General features: G+C 43.8%; 3 protein-coding genes. 1 reads left to right on the forward strand and 2 read right to left on the reverse strand.

Going from position 1 to position 2,466, the window contains the following annotated elements; all coding sequences use genetic code 11:
- Nucleotides 1-363: 363 nt before the first annotated feature.
- Both J5224_RS24935 and J5224_RS24940 read right to left on the reverse strand, forming a co-directional pair.
- Nucleotides 364-1,284, reverse strand: coding sequence for a hypothetical protein (locus J5224_RS24935; RefSeq protein WP_264627902.1), 921 nt, complete (start codon nt 1,282-1,284; stop codon nt 364-366).
- Nucleotides 1,285-1,702: 418 nt separating this feature from the next.
- Nucleotides 1,703-1,960: a hypothetical protein gene (locus tag J5224_RS24940; RefSeq protein ID WP_264627903.1), complete on the reverse strand. Its 258-nt coding sequence runs from the start codon at nt 1,958-1,960 to the stop codon at nt 1,703-1,705.
- Between the two features lie 129 nt (nt 1,961-2,089).
- Between J5224_RS24940 and J5224_RS24945 the strand changes: the two genes are divergently transcribed.
- The gene (locus tag J5224_RS24945; protein WP_264627904.1) at nt 2,090-2,275 is read left to right on the forward strand and encodes a hypothetical protein; all 186 of its coding nucleotides are present in this window, start codon (nt 2,090-2,092) and stop codon (nt 2,273-2,275) included.
- Nucleotides 2,276-2,466 lie beyond the last annotated feature (191 nt).

Below are 2,466 nucleotides of genomic sequence, written 5' to 3' on the forward strand. Positions count from 1 at the left end.
GAAATAGGATTTAGGAGAGGGTTTAGAACAGGGTTTGAAATAGGGTATGAACTAGGCCGACTCGCAGTAATACTCAAAGTTGTCCGCAACATGCGGCAGAATGGCATGGATGACGCCACGGTGATGAAAATGACGGGTCTCTCGGAAGACGAGTTAGCGCAGATCTGCCATTAACACATTATCGAGCAATAACGCGTGTTGTCAGCATGAGCGCTGGTCTGCTCTCGTGAATGGCTGACTGACTTCTACGGGGAGTTTTGACGCACCCAGTTAGGCTATTTTGAATAGCATAAAGCTGGTACTCGTTTGAGGGTCATCCAATAAATAACATTGGCTTTAAGATAACGATCCCCGTATTAAACTTTATCCTTTAAATATATGAGGCTTCCCGCGTTCAAGCGCTGCTTTCAGTGTGTCGCCACTGAGTCGATCACTGAACCCATCAGCCAGCGCCCACTGCTCAAAGATAGATACCAGCTTATACGGCTGATTAATTAATGGAGTGATGACTTCATTATGCTTACAAGCAAGCCAAAAATAACGTGCTAGCGGGGATGATATACGCGTGGATGATTGGGTTGTTGAATTTTTTCTTGATAACAATCTACGCAGTTTATTAAGTTCTGCCTGACGGAGTACAAAACAAGCATCCCGAGGGATATGATAGATAGGAAAATGCCTCGTTTTGCAATGATCTCTCAGGTAGCAGGATGGAATATTCTGTTTTACCTTTTCCGCTAAGGCTTTGGGTAACCTCATCATTTGCCGTTTTATTCTATCGGAATATGAACATATTTCGAACACCTGAAATAACTCTCCGGCATGTATGACTGAGATACCATAATTTATGCCACAACTTTGTTGTAATGGACGATGTAGATGAAGCGTAGTTGCCAATAATTGTTGTATTTCAATGTGTTCATGTCCAACTAACGCTGTGTCGATGATTTTGGAATGAGGCGAAATGTATTCACCTATTGTGCAGGGTATTAAATCGTTTCTGTTAAAAAAACTGCAACTGTCAAGTAAACATAGACGGTCAACCAGTGAATCATCAATTTTAATCAGGTGTATTTTACCTTTTGACAATCTTACCTTTCTAAGCCTAATTGGCGATTGAAAGTAAATCGATAAGTGCAGTTTATTGCACACCGCATATCTGTATACATCACTATCTGATAAATCCAGACTGGCTTGTTTTTTCATAATGTGAACAGCTTCATTAACTGTCACCCAGTCGGACATCTTGCTGCCAGCTTTTGCAAATGAATCATGTTTTTGCATAACACGTCTCCTTATGACCTGGGCTGACGTTACGATGCTATCATTACTCATCATGTTAAATTTAAACGGTGTGTCGATAATTTAACACTTTTTAATTTCAAGGAATCGAATGGTTGAACCTAAGTCAGGTGTTTTTAAAATAATGCCCATGGCTTTTATATGGTTGGGTTTAGGAATGTTCTTTGGTGGAGAAAAGAAATGAAATCTTTATTTGAAAAGATGATGATAAAAAATGCGAGCGGCAACGAAGAATAATTCGTTAATGCAAGACTCTTCGTAAATATACCCCAACTATCTTCACTGACGATTGGGGTTATATCATAGTCAGACTGTTATCTTGTTTGTCTGCGCTTGTGTGCGCTCTTGCATATCGGTGAGGGCAGGTATAAGCAAGGCAAATTGCCGTCAGCCCATGACCTCATTGGCACAGGCTCTCAGGCGTGGATTCGTAGACCTCATTCTCGGCAAAGGTGATCGGTGCATCACCGATAAAATTGAGGCAATGGCAAAGTCCGGTGCGCGCCTCGGCACAGTAATAGGCGGTCAGCGACAACTCATCCTTGTTCATGCTTGCGAAGTCCAGATGAGCCAGTGCGGCACTCATGGCAGAATAGAGGCTATCGCACTCCGCCAGTGATTGATAAGGCGTGCTCGTGTTACAATCGATATCAGCCATAGCATTAATCTCCTTAATGTTGTGGTTAGACGCCCTGGCAGTGTTACAGCACTGTTGGGGCGTTGTTTTGACCGGTATTACCATGATAGGGTGTACACCTAAATGTTACTCTACGCTTTAGGTGTACACATGTCAATCAGGGATAGTCAGGCGCGCGGTGCAGGAAAATCGCCTCCGTTCCATATGCGCATTCATCCTGAGTTGAAAGCGCAGCTCGAATCGGCAGCGGCGGATGCAGGGATGAGTCTCGGTAATTGGTTGAAAACGCTTGCCCGGGCAGAGTTAAAGCGCCTTGGTATCGAGCCAAAAGGTTAAGTGAGTCTGGTTGGGGCCACCTGTATTGCATGGCCCCTTACTAACCTTTTCGCTAAGAGAAGGGTAGAAACGCCTTAACCACTGACTCTGCTCTTTTCATTTTCCCGACAGCTTCTCGCATAAATATACGGCGCAACGTACCCCTCACGGTTTACATCCAGATAATCCGACCACCACTGCATCATCGCAAT

It is taken from the genome of Candidatus Symbiopectobacterium sp. NZEC135, assembly GCF_025962695.1.